The 14,812-nt window shown below is 42.8% G+C and carries 13 protein-coding genes; 1 reads left to right on the top strand and 12 read right to left on the bottom strand.

What is annotated here, in order from left to right:
- Window positions 1-26: 26 nt before the first annotated feature.
- The 11 genes from AC58QC_RS09100 to AC58QC_RS09050 form a co-directional block, all read right to left on the bottom strand.
- Window positions 27-1,109, bottom strand: coding sequence for a DUF4349 domain-containing protein (locus AC58QC_RS09100; RefSeq protein WP_497414865.1), 1,083 nt, complete (start codon window positions 1,107-1,109; stop codon window positions 27-29).
- 590 nt (window positions 1,110-1,699) lie between these two features.
- Window positions 1,700-2,962 carry an adenosylhomocysteinase gene (locus tag AC58QC_RS09095; protein ID WP_497414864.1) on the bottom strand — a complete coding sequence of 421 codons (1,263 nt, stop codon included), beginning with the start codon at window positions 2,960-2,962 and terminating at the stop codon, window positions 1,700-1,702.
- Between the two features lie 11 nt (window positions 2,963-2,973).
- A complete protein-coding gene (gene bshC / locus AC58QC_RS09090; RefSeq protein WP_497414863.1) occupies window positions 2,974-4,608 on the bottom strand; it encodes a bacillithiol biosynthesis cysteine-adding enzyme BshC in 1,635 nt (544 codons plus the stop codon).
- A gap of 157 nt (window positions 4,609-4,765) precedes the next feature.
- On the bottom strand, window positions 4,766-5,740 hold the full coding sequence (locus AC58QC_RS09085; RefSeq protein ID WP_497414862.1) for an ABC transporter ATP-binding protein: 975 nt from the start codon (window positions 5,738-5,740) through the stop codon (window positions 4,766-4,768).
- Window positions 5,733-6,770 carry an ABC transporter ATP-binding protein gene (locus AC58QC_RS09080; RefSeq protein ID WP_497414861.1) on the bottom strand — a complete coding sequence of 346 codons (1,038 nt, stop codon included), beginning with the start codon at window positions 6,768-6,770 and terminating at the stop codon, window positions 5,733-5,735. The genes AC58QC_RS09085 and AC58QC_RS09080 overlap by 8 nt, the downstream gene beginning before the upstream one ends.
- A 13-nt stretch (window positions 6,771-6,783) precedes the next feature.
- On the bottom strand, window positions 6,784-7,716 hold the full coding sequence (locus AC58QC_RS09075; protein ID WP_497414860.1) for an ABC transporter permease: 933 nt from the start codon (window positions 7,714-7,716) through the stop codon (window positions 6,784-6,786).
- 3 nt (window positions 7,717-7,719) lie between these two features.
- A complete protein-coding gene (locus AC58QC_RS09070) occupies window positions 7,720-8,652 on the bottom strand; it encodes an ABC transporter permease (protein WP_497414859.1) in 933 nt (310 codons plus the stop codon).
- A gap of 109 nt (window positions 8,653-8,761) precedes the next feature.
- Entirely contained in the window at window positions 8,762-10,447 is a 1,686-nt protein-coding gene (locus tag AC58QC_RS09065; RefSeq protein ID WP_497414858.1) for a peptide ABC transporter substrate-binding protein, read from the bottom strand.
- Between the two features lie 388 nt (window positions 10,448-10,835).
- Complete coding sequence (locus AC58QC_RS09060; protein ID WP_497414857.1) at window positions 10,836-11,237, bottom strand: DUF3397 domain-containing protein; 402 nt, start codon at window positions 11,235-11,237, stop codon at window positions 10,836-10,838.
- A 13-nt stretch (window positions 11,238-11,250) separates the two neighbouring features.
- Complete coding sequence (locus AC58QC_RS09055; protein WP_497414856.1) at window positions 11,251-12,204, bottom strand: ketopantoate reductase family protein; 954 nt, start codon at window positions 12,202-12,204, stop codon at window positions 11,251-11,253.
- A gap of 104 nt (window positions 12,205-12,308) precedes the next feature.
- Entirely contained in the window at window positions 12,309-12,962 is a 654-nt protein-coding gene (locus AC58QC_RS09050) for an RsfA family transcriptional regulator (protein WP_497414855.1), read from the bottom strand.
- 388 nt (window positions 12,963-13,350) lie between these two features.
- Between AC58QC_RS09050 and AC58QC_RS09045 the strand changes: the two genes are divergently transcribed.
- Window positions 13,351-13,581, top strand: coding sequence for a DUF2626 domain-containing protein (locus tag AC58QC_RS09045; protein WP_029196536.1), 231 nt, complete (start codon window positions 13,351-13,353; stop codon window positions 13,579-13,581).
- A gap of 34 nt (window positions 13,582-13,615) precedes the next feature.
- On the opposite strand, the gene AC58QC_RS09040 is transcribed toward AC58QC_RS09045, so the two are convergent.
- Entirely contained in the window at window positions 13,616-14,746 is a 1,131-nt protein-coding gene (locus tag AC58QC_RS09040) for a class I SAM-dependent methyltransferase (RefSeq protein WP_497414854.1), read from the bottom strand.
- Window positions 14,747-14,812: the final 66 nt, after the last annotated feature.

Below are 14,812 nucleotides of genomic sequence, written 5' to 3'. Positions count from 1 at the left end.
AATTAAATTTATTTCATTTTGTAGGTCTATTTTGTGCCTTCCATGCCTTGTTCGGACTCTTCAAGTGCATTTTCAGACGCATTTTGCTCTTTCAACTGTAATCGTAATTCCTTCAGCTGCGAGTTTCGCTTGCGTCTGTATACCCAGAATGGGACGGCTATGACGAGTAAAAGCACCAAAACCGGTACCGCGGCTGCCAGAAAAACAAGAACTCCTTGCAGAACTGCAGCCAATACATTCAGGCTTGAGCCCCATGCTTTTTCAACACGCTCCGCTAAAGTTAGTTCATTCGGGTCAGAAAGCAGTGGCTTTTTACCCGTTTGCTGGTACAGGCGCAGCTCGATTGTGGAAAACGAGACATTTTGATCCAAGTATCGCATTCTGCCTTTTATTTGTTCAATGGCCTCTTGCACCTTAGCCAGCTCGTTCGAAAATGCAAGGAGATCGTCGGTCTTGGACGCCTTCTCCATAAAGCTAAGCAGTCTGGTTTCAACGAGTTGTTTGGCAGTTAATCGTGAGCTTAAATCTACATACTCTTCAGTCACATCCTGCCCCTGTACATTGCGTTGTAAGGAAGGACTGATCTTCTCTAAGCCGTCTAACATCGAAACAAAGCCGTTTGCAGCTACTTTAATTGTATAGGTTCCGCCCTTTTCACCCGTACTGGCATTCTCGGAGAACTGTAAAATGTATGCGCCGCTTAGTGCAACCAGATCCCGCAGCGCGGTTTGGGCTTTCGTGTAGTCTTCGACAGGCATAACCAGATTAGCTCGATAAATGAGCTTGCGGTTAAAGCCGGCCTCCTGATCGTTCCCGCTTGCAGTGATTGCGACGTTAGGCAAGGTTTTACCAACGGAAGTGGCAGGAGATATAGCCGCAACTTCATTTTTTGCCGCGGGAGCAGCATTACTCGAATTCATATCTTTGGCAGTTGCAAATTGATCCGAAGTCGCGCCCGACGACTGCACTTGCAGCATTTCGCCTTTCGAGGCTGATGTGGATGAGTCTTGTTTGCTCTCCGAGGACGAACCACACCCCGCAAGAACACCGAACACCAAAAGACACAACACAATCAACATTGTTAAGCTAACTTTTGTCTTACCCCCCATTTTTACCATGCCTCCAATTTCCATTTTTAGGTTATACACCCTCCAAACGGAATGAAGATCATGAAAGTTGCATGGGCACAGCGAAGAACTTAAATAAGGTAAATAACTGGTTCTCACTAGTTGTAATACTGAGGGGCTGAGCGGGCGGCTAAAGGTTCCCAGATAGCTGGGGTTACTGATGGCGCTGAGGGGGGCTGGAGTGCATGGCTTGTTGGGGCCGTTGGGGCTGTTGGAGGCGAAGGTTCAGAGGCCGCTAAAGCACTCCCAGGGATTAACGGGAAAAAGTACAGTTATTTCAGTGCAATCTCTCCGAATAATCGATTTAGATGGAAATTATGATGTTAATTCTCGCCAGAAGGTTTAAATTAACGAAAATATCTGAAATTAACTGTAGGAAATCCAGTTACATCAGAATACGTGTCTTTTTCAGCTGAATTAGCTGTACAAAATCCATCTATTCAATTCAGAAACAAGACTAGACACAAACTACCTCCCCTAATGAACAAAGAGCAAGCTTCGCTCTCCCAAAAAACTCAAATAAAAAAACACCCTCCTGTCCTCATTACGGACCGAAGGGCATCATTTATTTTCTAGTGCTCATCCCAGCTATCGAGGTAAGCCTTTTGCTCGTCTGACAAAGCATCAACACTCGTACCTAGTGACTCAAGCTTAAAGCGAGCAACTTGCTCATCAAGAACATAAGGAACATTCACAACTGTTTTGCCTAAGGATTGATAGGAGTCATTCACATGCTTCAACGACATTGCTTGAAGCGCAAACGTCATGTCCATGATTTCAGCCGGGTGACCATCACCAGCAGCTAGGTTAACCAAGCGGCCTTCAGCAAGGATGTACACTTTGCGACCATCGTTCAATTGGTATTCTTCGATATTACGTCGTACCGTACGCTTGGAGGAAGACAAAGCTTCAAGCTCAGGTTTATTCACTTCAACGTCAAAGTGACCTGCGTTAGAAAGAATGGCGCCATCTTTCATGACTTTGTAGTGTTCACCGCGGATAACATCACGGTTACCTGTAACTGTTACGAAGAAATCACCCAATTTCGCCGCTTCGATCATCGGCATAACTGCGAATCCGTCCATATACGCCTCTACGCCTTTAATCGCATCGATTTCAGTAACAATGACGTTGGCACCTAAGCCTTTAGCACGCATCGCCACACCTTTACCACACCAGCCGTAACCTACAACAACAACTGTTTTACCTGCAACAACTAGGTTAGTCGTACGATTAATGCCATCCCACACGGATTGACCTGTTCCGTAACGGTTGTCAAACAAGTATTTACAGAAAGCATCATTAACGGCAACCATTGGGAATGCGAGCTTGCCTTCTTTTTCCATCGCTTTCAAACGAAGAATACCTGTTGTCGTTTCTTCCGCGCCACCGCGTACATTGACAGCCAAATCTTTACGTTCCGAATGAAGCAGTGAGACCAAGTCTCCACCGTCATCAATGATTAGGTCTGGTTTGGACTCCAAGGATTTGATAAGTAGCTCTTTGTACTCTTCAGGACTTGGGTTGTATTTCGCAAATACGGTAATACCATCTTCAACAAGCGCAGCACATACATCATCTTGTGTAGAAAGCGGGTTGCTTCCTGTGATTGTAACTTCCGCGCCACCAGCTTTAACAACTTTAGCTAGGTATGCCGTTTTCGCTTCCAAATGCAAGGAAATCGTTACTTTCAAACCTTTGAAAGGTTGCTCTTTCTCAAATTGCTCACGAATACGATTCAAAACAGGCATATGCGCCTGAACCCAATCAATTTTCAAATGACCATCCGGCGCTAGCGCCATATCAGTTACAATACTGTTTGATGCAGTTGTCATTATCGTTCCTCCTACAAATAATAGATACGGTGCAAGCCATCTACGGGTATCGGCGTCTCAATTAACGTATGTAGCCAAGCATTCCCATATCGATTCAGATAAGCACACCCATTATACACTCTTTCTTGTGGCTTGGCTAACGGAAATATCGTGAGTCGAACACGGTCCAACTGGCGGATCGCCGCATCGAATTGCGTATGGGACGCTTCACTTGCCTTATGATGCAAATAATCGATCTGTTCAACTATTTTAGCTAGATTCGTATCTCCTAGCTTTTTGACGCCAGGATTAATCATATGAAGAGATTCGACAAGCGGTGCATAGCTGCTGAGGAATAATTCCTTCACAGCCTCAAATCGTTCATTAAGTTGTAAAGTATCTTGCGCATCCAACCATGCTTGCTTCTTCTCATCAAAATGCTCCAGTACGTCGGTGAAGGTAAGCTCGTATTTATCCATTTGCTTCTTGATCGTGCCTTCAATTAAGGTAAACTCCATCCGAGGCACCACGATCGGCATACGCATATGGAAATGTTCAAAGGCTTGCTTCGTTAACGCCCAGTAAGCAATTTCTCCAGGGCCTAACACGGTCGCTAGGACCGGAAACAGGAATTCCTGCATGAGCGGCCGAGACATTACGTTGTTACTCAGCTGGTCTGGTGACGTCATCGCTTTATCTCGAAGCTCTGCCTTCGTAAAGCTAATCGTATTTTTCTTATCTGTAAAATGTTCACCTTCACGGTGCAGCAGCAATCGCTGCCCTTCCGCAAATACAAACAGATTAGCAGCGTCTTCATGCACCTCTGCTTGTATTCCGTAGCCAGCTTCGCTGACTTCAACTTGACTTCGCATTAGAGCTGCTGCAAAAGAAGCATTCTGCTCAATGATCCCCTCGAACATGGAGGATTCCAAAGCTCGCAGATCAGGCTCATCAGCATCCACAAGCACGAGACCATACTCGCCGAACAGCATCGCCATCCAACGTGCAAAAGCTTCCGAAAGTGTCGCACCATGATTCGTAGCTGACCTCATTTTATCAAGTAAAGAAGCTTTAAATTCTGTGTCCATCAACGATTGGTCCAGTTTGTTCAAGGCCTCTTCCCACGCTTCAGGAGACAAAGGGAGTCTGCTTACTGATGTGCGTTGACCTGTAGGATGATCCACCTTCAGCTTCTCAATCTGTTGCGCATTGGTGAGGACATGCATGTGATTAACTTCATCGAAATCATGATCCTCGCCCGCAATCCAGAAAATAGGGACGACTTCACGCTGCAATTTCGCACGCCATTCACGCGCCAATTGAATAATTGTTATTGCTTTATAGAGAATCATCAATTGACCACCAAACAACCCTGCTTGTTGACCACCTACGACTGCAAGTGTTTGTTTACTGCCTAAAGCAGCAATATACTCCAAAGCAGCCCCAGTATTCCCTATACGCTTATTATAGGCCTCCAACACTCCTACTAGGCTCTCACGTTGGACATGAGGAGCGCTACTCGCTTCATCCAACCAACGGACTCGAGATTGCCAATCTGACTCGTATCCAAAATGGGTTGGAAATAACGATTTCGCATTACCTGATCTTGCTATGTAATCTTCCGCCAGTTTCTGATTTTTCTTCCAATGAAAAGTTTCCATTTGCATATGCGACTAGTGTCTCCTCTTCATAACAAATAAAACAACTATCCTTTGATTGTACACGTAAGGTCTGAAATCGTCAAAACTGTATTTTTTCTAATTACAATTATGTAAAGAATCGCATAATGAGGAAAAGCCGCCCCTCTCGGGGCGGCTAAGCTAATTAGTATAGATGACAAGCAACAAAGTGGTTAGGTTCCACTTCTATGCTAGGCGGCATGGAATCAGCACACTTCGCCATTGCTTGCGGACAACGCGTACGGAACGGGCAACCGCTAGGCGGGTTGAGCGGACTTGGTACATCGCCTTGAAGAATGATACGTTCACGAGTACGTTCGATCTCTGGATCCGGAATTGGAATCGCAGAAAGAAGTGATTGTGTGTATGGGTGCAACGGCTTCGCGTAAAGTGCGTCGGATGTCGTTACTTCTACGAGGTTCCCCAAATACATAACCCCGATACGATCGGAGATGTGCTTAACCATCGCCAAATCATGTGCGATAAACAAGTAAGTTAAGCCCATTTCTTTTTGTAATCTTTTGAAAAGGTTAACGACTTGAGCTTGTACGGAAACGTCCAATGCAGAGATTGGCTCATCGGCGATGATGAATTTCGGTTCAATCGCAAGCGCACGAGCAATCCCGATACGTTGACGTTGACCACCGGAGAATTCATGCGGGAAACGGCTAGCATGCTCATCGTTCAAGCCAACAGCACGAAGCAGCTCCATGATACGCTCTTTCCGTTTAGCCCCTTTGTATAGACCGTGAATATCAATACCTTCACCAATGATATTCCCAACTGTCATACGCGGATTAAGGGATGCGTAAGGATCTTGGAATACCATTTGCATATTCCGGTTAAATTCCTTCAGCTTTTTCCCAGTTAGCTTATGAACATCTTCACCGTCGAAAATAACTTCGCCTTCTGTTGCGTCATAAAGCTTAATAATGGTTCTACCTGCTGTGGATTTCCCACATCCAGATTCCCCAACGAGACCAAACGTTTCACCACGTTTAATTTCTATAGAAAAATTGTCTACGGCCTTCAAGATCTTGCCGTTTCCAAGATTAAAATGTTTCTTCATATTACGAATTTGCAAAATTGGTTGATCAGACTTAGCTAATGTCTTAGACATGCCCTTTACCTCCCACTCCTACAGGACGTTCAACCTTCGGTGCATCTGGGTGAAGCAACCAGCATGCTGCTGAATGTGTTTCAGACAGCACATAATGCGCTGGATCTTCTTCCAGACAGTGATTCATCGCATACGGACATCTAGCTGCGAAGGCACACCCTTTCGGTGGAGCGAACAAATCTGGCGGCGTACCTGGAATCGGTACAAGCTCTTCATTGCTGTTCGTATCCAACCGCGGCACTGAACGAAGCAAGCCCCATGTATATGGATGCTGTGGCTCATAGAAAATTTCATCTACTGTGCCTTGTTCAATAATTTTCCCTGCGTACATAACGACAACACGATTAGCCATATCAGCTACAACACCAAGATCATGTGTAATTAAGATAATGGATGAGTCCGTTTTTACTGAGATTGTCTTCATCAAATCAATAATTTGTGCTTGGATCGTTACGTCTAGCGCTGTAGTCGGCTCATCAGCAATAAGGAGCTTTGGCGAACAGGCTAGCGCGATTGCGATCATAACACGTTGACGCATACCACCAGAAAGCTCGTGTGGATATTGATGAATACGTCCCTCAGGTGAGTTGATGCCAACAAGCTTGAGAATTTCGATAGCTTTTGCCGTTGCTGCTTTCTTGCTTAAACCTTCGTGTTTGATCAAACCTTCCGTAATTTGATCGCCGACTTTCATCGTAGGATTCAATGATGTCATTGGATCCTGGAAAATCATCCCCATTTCGGAGCCACGAATTTTCTCCATCTGTCTGTTGGAAAGTTTCGTAATGTCCACTTTTCCGTCAAACATGATAGAACCGCTTTTTATATAACTAGGCGGAGTAGGAATTAAACGCATGAGCGTTTGTGCCGTTACGGATTTACCGCAGCCGGATTCACCTACAATCGCCAACACTTCACCTTTTTTCAAAGAAAAAGATACGCCGCGAACAGCTTGAACTTCACCCGCATACGTTTGGAATGAAACTCGCAGATCTTTCACTTCAAGTAAATTGTTATTGGTGCTCATCATTATTCACCCCTTCTTACTTGCGCATTTTTGGATCTAGCGCATCACGAAGCCCATCGCCGAGAAGATTGAAGCTCAACAAGATCAAGCTGAAAATAATCGTCGGGAAAATTAAGCGATGCGGATATAACCGGATATAGTTAGCTCCGTCTGACAGCAAGTTACCTAACGAGGCCAGAGGAGGCTTTACACCAAGACCAATAAAGCTCAAAAATGCTTCAGTAAAGATCGCAGATGGTACAACAAATGTAATCTGCACAATTATTATACCAAGCGCATTCGGGATCAAGCTACGCATAATTATTCTCATGGGAGAAGCTCCCAATGTACGTGAAGCCAGAACGAATTCTTGCTCTTTGAGCGTAAGCATTTGCCCACGAACAAGCCGCGCCATCGGCACCCATCCTGTTATACTATAGGCGATAATAATCGATGATATCCCTGAGCCGATTACCATGATCAAAAGAATGGCAATCAACAAGAAAGGAATAGCATACACGATCTCGATGGAACGTTGCATGACTTCATCTACTCTTCCGCCGTAATAAGCAGAGATACCACCATAGATAACACCGATGACCAAATCAATTAAAGCTGCGGTAATACCGATAAACAGGGAAATTCGCGTTCCCATCCATACCCGTGTCCATACGTCACGACCGAAGTCATCTGTACCGAAAAAGTGATCGGCACTCGGAACAGCATTTTTAAGCTTTAAATTTTGTGTCTGATAATCGTAGCTTGAAACAAATGGTACGATAATCGATAGTACGATTAAAGTAACCAATATAATTAAGCCAGCCATAGCCAGTCTATTTTTCTTAAGTCGTCTCCATGCGTCCTGCCAATAATTGAGCGAAGGTCTAACAATGACTTCACCAGTTAGAGATTTATTTGAAACGGGAGCAAACTTGAAGTTAGTCTCAGTTGATTCATTTGGAGTTTGCATGAATTATTTGCCGCCTTTCCCAAGACGAATTCTAGGATCTACAAAGCCATAAACAACGTCAGTAATAAAGATAACGACAATCAATATACTTGAGTAAAAAATGGTTAATCCAGATATCATTGTATAGTCATTTGAATATACCGATGATACGAAATGTTTACCCAAACCTGGCACACTAAAAATTTGTTCAACTACTAACGTACCCGTGATGACGTTTACAAATATTGGACCGATAACGGTGATAACCGGTAATATCGCATTACGAATTGTATGCTTTACGACAACTGTCAAATTAGACAAACCTTTAGATTTCGCTGTTTTAATATAATCTTGATTGAGTACATCCAGCATGGAAGTACGCATTAAACGGGCCAAAATAGCAATCGTCCCAAAGGATAAAGCAATCGCTGGCAATACTTTGTATTCTGGACCTTTCCATAAACCAGCAGGAAGAATTCCCCACTTAACACCAACATAATAAGAAAGCATTGGACCGAGAACGAAGGATGGGATGGAAACACCAACAATCGCAATGAACATAGCTGTATAGTCACCAGCTTTATTATGTTTCAAGGCTGCAACAATCCCTAAGATCAAACCAACTACAATCGCAATCGCAATTGAAATTAATCCTAATTCTAAGGATGAAGGGAAAGCTTGTTTAATAATATCAGTTACTTTGTGAGCAGGGAATTGAAAGGAAGCTCCTAGATCGCCATGGATGATATTGTTCATGAATGTCAAGTACTGTTGCCACAACGGCTTATCCAGACCGTATTGCTTCATTAACATATCTCTCGTAGCTTTCGGAATCTTCTCAGCGCCTTCTCCTAGTGGATTACCTGGCAAGTTTTTCATCAAGACGAAAGTAAATGTTGCAATTAGCCATAACGTAATAAGCGCATATAGGAACCGGCGAAGAATGAACTTAACCATATTGCTCCTCCTTTATTAAAATATACAGACAAGAAAGTTAGAAGAGGCCGCTCCCACGAGGTGCGAACGGCCCCTTCTGCTAATACACTACTTTAAAGAAATACTTGAATTACTTAACTGTAACCCATTTCAATTCCCACTCTTGACCAAACGACGGAAGAATCAAACCGTTGATTGTTGGTTTTTTCAAGTATGCACGAGTACGGAAGTACAATGGAGCAACACCTTGATCATCCATAAGGATTTTCTCAGCTTCAACCAATGATTTCGCACGTTTCGTAACATCTGTTTCTGTTTGAGCGGACTTCACAAGCTTATCGTATTCCGGATTGCTGTAGTCGCCTTCGTCAAACTCGCCGCCAGTTACCCACATATCCAAGAACGTCATTGGATCGTTGTAATCTGCGCCCCATAGGGAAAGTACGATTTCGAAATCTTTTTTGGAGGATAACTCGATACGCAATGCATGCGGAACTGGGTTCGCTTCAGCTACGTAGCCAAGATTCGTTTTCCATTGTGCAAGGATAAACTCAAGTGATTTTTTAGCAGTTTCAGTATCATCTGCATTCACTTTCATTTTTGGAAGAGCTGTTAGTCCTAGCTCTTTCAAACCTTCTGCAAGCAATGTTTTAGCTTTAGCAGCATCGAATTTCGGTTGTGTTTCGCCAGCTGTTTTACGGAATTCGCCGCCTGCACCATCAGAAGTACCACCCGGTACTAGACCTGTGGAAGCTACGGAACCGTTAGCAAGAACTGTATCTACATAAGCTTGACGGTCGATTGCCATACCAAGTGCTTGACGGATTTTCTTGTTAGCCAAGGCAGGAACTTTTTTCGTTTGGTACATCAGGTATGAATTCGTCAACTCTGGTTTAGGCAGGTTGTCCGGCTTACCTTTGTACAATGTCAATTGATCACGGTTGATCTCAGTTAAATCAGAAGCATTAGTTTCATATAGGTTAAGTCCAGTATTTGTGTCTTTAACGATATTGATTGTTGCTTTTGTCAATTTCACATTAGCAGCATCCCAATATTTTTCGTTTTTAACAAGTTCAAGTGTTTGACCGTGATCCCATTTGCTCAATACGAATGGACCAGCACCGATAACTTTGTCAGCTTCTGCGCCGTATTTGTCGCCAGCTTTAGTTACGAAATCTTCACGTTGTGGCAAGAAAGTTCCGAAAGCAAGCATTTGTGTAAAGAACGCAATTGGTTTTTCAAGTGTAATTTGAAGTTGCTTGTCGCTAAGAACTTTAACACCTAGAGCGTCTTGAGCTTTTTTCACATCTTCAGGAGTTTTAGCTTTAGTTACAGCTTCTCCACCTTTAATCCATGCTACTACGAAGCTATATTGACCTTTTGTAGCTGGATCCAAAGTACGTTTGAAGGAATAAGCAAAGTCTTGAGCTTTAACTGGTGTACCATCTGACCAGTTCGCGTTGTCACGAATATCAATTGTGTACGTTAGACCATCAGCGGAAATTTTAGGGAAATCTTTTGCAAGACCAGGAGTTGCTTTGCCATCTTTATCTGTACGATATAGACCTTCGTTAAATGCGCTAATAAAAGTAAAAGCAGCATTTGCTGTTGCTTTGGAGCTATCCATAACAGGTGGCTCTGCTGAGAAATTGATTTTAATTTCTTGCGGTTTGTTGGAAGCTGGAGCTGCAGTACCTGTTGCTCCACCAGTTGGTGATGTTGTCGGTGTTGTTTCCTCTTTCTTACCACAACCAACTGCTACGCTACCCATGAGCGTTAGTGCTACTGCTGTAGAAACCCATTTTGTCGTTTTCATAAAACTCCTCCTTTAAAATATGTATGTCTAGACATCTATGGCTAGGTGTTTTGTCAGCTTTATTTACATAAACCTTACACCTTTAACCCGGAGATCAATGAAACCGCTTCTTTAATGTCATTTTACATTACTTAGATCTCTAGTAAAAAAAATTACTATAGTCTACGCAAGGAATTATAACATATACAATGAGTTTGTCCACAAATAATTTACCTACGCCTAATTCACTGGTAAAAAAATTTACTCTCACGGTTTTTAATTATACAACCAACGGTCAATAAAATCTAGACGATTTTGTTTGTTATTTTCTACAAATCTCAAATAAATATTACAAACAATCACTAAATTATTGACCAAATCACCCAAAATTAGGTAATGCCATTTATGTTTATGTTGAAAAAAGGTAGTTTTTCCCGATATGAATGAAAAATAATAGTATATATAGAGCAGATAAGCCCACAAAGCTAAGACGCCATACAAGCCTGCCTACTTTAATTAAATTAGTTTGCCCTTTCAAATGGTTTTGATAACCCCCAATAATACCAAATGCGATTAATAACATCAGTACAATCAGCCAGAAACCAAATTGGGTATGAAATAGTTTGTTCCACATCAAAGATACAGATCCTAATAGAAACAATGTTGTGACATCCATAGTAAACCTTGTAGTCATCTTCTTATCCTTCATAAACAGATAGATGAGGAACCATAATACAACAAACGTAATAAATGGCGCAACGGCCAGCATGGCATATAAAGTAGATAATAGACTAACTAAACCACTCAGCAAGAAGAGTCACCTCTTATTTTTCTATCGCTTTAATCATTCTATACACCATACCATGCGCGGGAAGATCTAGACCAATTTCACTACCCATTTCAACCAAGCGGCCATTCAAATAATCAACTTCTGTTTGTCGCGATGCTTCTACATCCTGCAGCATGGAGGAATGATTCGTTCTCGTCGCCTGACACACTTCAATAATGGTAGACCACAATTCATCCGAAAGCTTGATCCCTTTGGCCACAGCCAGGCTGAGCACTTCTCGATAGAGATCTTGCATGATTGAACGTGTCCACTCTGAACGAAGCAATTCACCATTTTGCACACGTAAAATCGCTGTTAGCGGGTTAATGACCGCATTGATCACTAACTTACTCCAGATTCTGACCTCCATATTTTTCGACAAAACCGCTTGAAATCCTGCTAATTCCAACAACTGCACGAAAAAAATATGTTGGTTATCTTCCGTAAGCTTCTTATTAGTTTCGATAACCCCAAAATATGTGATTCCATGCCCTGTATGGCTGACTGATGTAGGACTGTTTCGCTTCGCCCCCTCCGTCGTAACCGCGAATAAAAGCTTAGCACTTCCAATAGCTTGGCTTAATTTCAATTCATGACCTACCCCGTTTTGGAAGCAGACTAGATAGGTACGATCCGTCATTTGACTTTTAAGATAATCGATAAGCTCTGGGGAAATCGCTGTCTGCTTCACCATCAGGAGAATATAGTCAACTTGGTGCGCTCGCGCAACGACGTCCTCCCTAGTTTCCTCGGCATAGCTATAGAAAACGATTGGCTTCCCATGCTTAGTCTCTTGCGAGGTCATCCCATCTAGCATTATTCCTTGCCGAGCTAATGCCTTAGCTTGTTCTTCCAACCTTGTAACTACTGTTAATTGCGTACAAAAAGGAGCAAGCTTCGAGGCAAAAAGCAGCCCTAAAGAGCCTGCTCCAATGATCATGATATGCATGCCATACAACCCCTTATTTCATTTAACCACTATTATACAGCAAAAAAGTCACAGACCAAGGTTCCCCCTTGATCTGTGACTCCTGCTTGCATCCTGACTCTCGCTTAATCTACTCTTTCCAAATTACCGTTGGCATCCATTTTGAAACGAGGTTTCTCTTCTTCCTCTTCTTCAACTAGGAACGCCATCTTCCTAGCACGATCCATAATTTGAATGAGCGCTTTATAATCATCATTTACAACGCGATAATCGGTTTCAACTTCATTCACTTGCTTATTCAGCTTGTTATTTTCTCTGCCAAGTCTATCGAGTTCGTCCTCTTTATCCTGCAGTTCTTTTTCCAACGTTTTGATATGACGATTCATATCCTGATAGGTGCTGCGCCATTGCCTTAAGAAACGAATAACAGCATCTATCGAAAGCGTCTCTTCTGTAAACACTTCATTTTTGCCTGCAGGCACCTCTGGACTATCAAGTAAACCAATCGATGATGAGCCAGAAATCGAAACTGGTGCATGCTTTTTCAATTGCGTCCGTTTCTGACGCTGTGCTTTGGCAATTTGAATCGCCGCCTCATATTTCTTCCGAACAAAACTGTTCCAACGAAACCCACACGCGGCCGCTGTACGTCCAATGCGCTCTCCAACTTCTTCAAACGCTGATAATTGTGTGCTTCCTTCTCGGATATGACGCAATGTCAACTCCGCTAAAATTAAGTCGTCTTCATCGCTCCAAGCATCTTGTCTAATTGCTGACATAAGGCCAAACCTCCTAACAAATTATAGGGATCTTTGGTCGGAGAGCAAAGTCTCTCCTTTTCGGGAGCTTCGATTCCTGATCAAATTCTCTCCTATTGCGGATGCATCATAAAGAAGAATCAATTAGTCAGACAGGTATCAATTGATTCGGTGCCATTATTACTATTTCTATGCCCGTACTAGAGTTCATAGAATCTATTTGATACTAAATGGTATTGCCAAATTTTTTGACACTCATACATGGGATTCGTATAAAAAGACATACTACGTCTATATGATGAAATGTTTTCAATTTCGTCACCGTTTGACGGTTTACACCACTTGGATCAAACGGTATAATGTGTTGTAGTTAAAGTGCAACGTGGTACGAGAGGGGGATGTAACGAGAATGGATCGCATGTTTCGGGTTCTAGGTTTTTGGACACTTGTTATCGCACTGATGAGCTTAGCTGGCGATATGATACCTATGTCTCTGATTTTCTTTTTTCAAACTGCCGTATTCGTCATTCTAGGCTATATGCGCTTGTCAGAACGTACTTACATATTGTTGTTCTGGGGATATATGATTATCTCCTTCAGCGGATTTACGTATTGGTCATTTTTCAAAATGTCCGTCTAACGCAGATGACAAACACAAAAAGGTGAATCGGCAATTATGCCGGTTCACTTTTTTTCATGGCAACGAACACCTTAAACAATTCACTCATCCCGTCACTTAGCAGTAATTGCCGGATGGAACGATTCCTTTTGGATACTTCACTAAAGGGATTCGGATCGAAATGGTTTTGTAGTTTCTCCAAAATGCCCTGCTCCACTAAGAACTGACGCTGCGTTTGCAGCTGACAAGCCTCAAAGCCACTGGCTGCCGCGGCCAGCTGACACAGACTAAAATTGACGTGCGCGGTTATGTCTTGATCTCCTTGATCGATAAAGGGATTATCATGCGCTTCATGCCTACGGTAGCACATTAATGTCCCTTGCTGTCGATGCGATGCAAAAATCTCAGCTTCTACATCACCATAATCAATAGCGATAACACATCCGCTAAGGATCCGCTGTGAAAGTCGTTCATACCAAGCGCTTGCCTCTAAATTAATTTCCATCATCTGACCATCCAACCATTGAACTTCAATTGAGGTTAGATAGTCTTCTATACGTTGAGATTGCAGGGGTAACCAGATCTCTTGGAAATGAGGATCCCGTTCCTGCCAAATTACAAAAGACTCTTGGAACGCTCGATCCTGATAGCGAATGCGATGAATCGGGAAAGCATCCAACAGTTCATTCGCTAGTACATATACATGTTCTCGAGGAGCCTCATTCAACCAAGCTGTTTCATCCAAGAAACGAGTATGTGCCTCATGTTCAACAAGCAAAGCTTTTTGGAGCTGACGATGATAGGGACTAGATTCAATAAGCGTATACGTCAAACGAATATAGATGTCAGGAGCAGCCCGCTTCATTTCATCAAGCAGCTGAAGGGCCAATCGCCCGTTCCCTCCCCCCCATTCAACCAGTTCAATGTATGTCGGCAGGTTGGATTGACTTTGAAGTTGTTTACAAATGAATACAGCCACCATCTCACCCATAACGGTCCCAATGGAAGAGCTCGTGTAGAAATCCCCTTGCTTACCTATCTTGATTTGATCCTTGCGATAATAACCACCTGGATCGTGATACAAGCACATTTCCATATAATCACGAAAAGAAATCCTTTGCTTTTCAGCAGAAAGAATTCTATCTTTCAAAGCTTGTATAACACTATTGTTTCCTAGTTGATTCACGATTGTAAAACCCCCAGTTCTTTACTTACAGACAAATGAATATGAAACCCTTATAATGATAAAGGA

The organism is Paenibacillus sp. J22P51, assembly GCF_059692215.1.
The sequence above is the reverse complement of the archived record's forward strand: the minus strand, read 5'-3'. Positions and strand labels throughout refer to the sequence as shown.

Coding starts and splice junctions, on each gene's coding strand:
- AC58QC_RS09070 (WP_497414859.1), bottom strand. CDS start 8,652: ATGGTTAAGTTCATTCTTCGCCGGTTCCTATATGCGCTTATTACGTTA.
- AC58QC_RS09100 (WP_497414865.1), bottom strand. CDS start 1,109: ATGGGGGGTAAGACAAAAGTTAGCTTAACAATGTTGATTGTGTTGTGT.
- AC58QC_RS09075 (WP_497414860.1), bottom strand. CDS start 7,716: ATGCAAACTCCAAATGAATCAACTGAGACTAACTTCAAGTTTGCTCCC.
- AC58QC_RS09050 (WP_497414855.1), bottom strand. CDS start 12,962: ATGTCAGCAATTAGACAAGATGCTTGGAGCGATGAAGACGACTTAATT.
- AC58QC_RS09085 (WP_497414862.1), bottom strand. CDS start 5,740: ATGTCTAAGACATTAGCTAAGTCTGATCAACCAATTTTGCAAATTCGT.
- AC58QC_RS09065 (WP_497414858.1), bottom strand. CDS start 10,447: ATGAAAACGACAAAATGGGTTTCTACAGCAGTAGCACTAACGCTCATG.
- AC58QC_RS09080 (WP_497414861.1), bottom strand. CDS start 6,770: ATGATGAGCACCAATAACAATTTACTTGAAGTGAAAGATCTGCGAGTT.
- AC58QC_RS09045 (WP_029196536.1), top strand. CDS start 13,351: ATGGATCGCATGTTTCGGGTTCTAGGTTTTTGGACACTTGTTATCGCA.
- bshC (WP_497414863.1), bottom strand. CDS start 4,608: ATGCAAATGGAAACTTTTCATTGGAAGAAAAATCAGAAACTGGCGGAA.
- AC58QC_RS09055 (WP_497414856.1), bottom strand. CDS start 12,204: ATGCATATCATGATCATTGGAGCAGGCTCTTTAGGGCTGCTTTTTGCC.
- AC58QC_RS09095 (WP_497414864.1), bottom strand. CDS start 2,962: ATGACAACTGCATCAAACAGTATTGTAACTGATATGGCGCTAGCGCCG.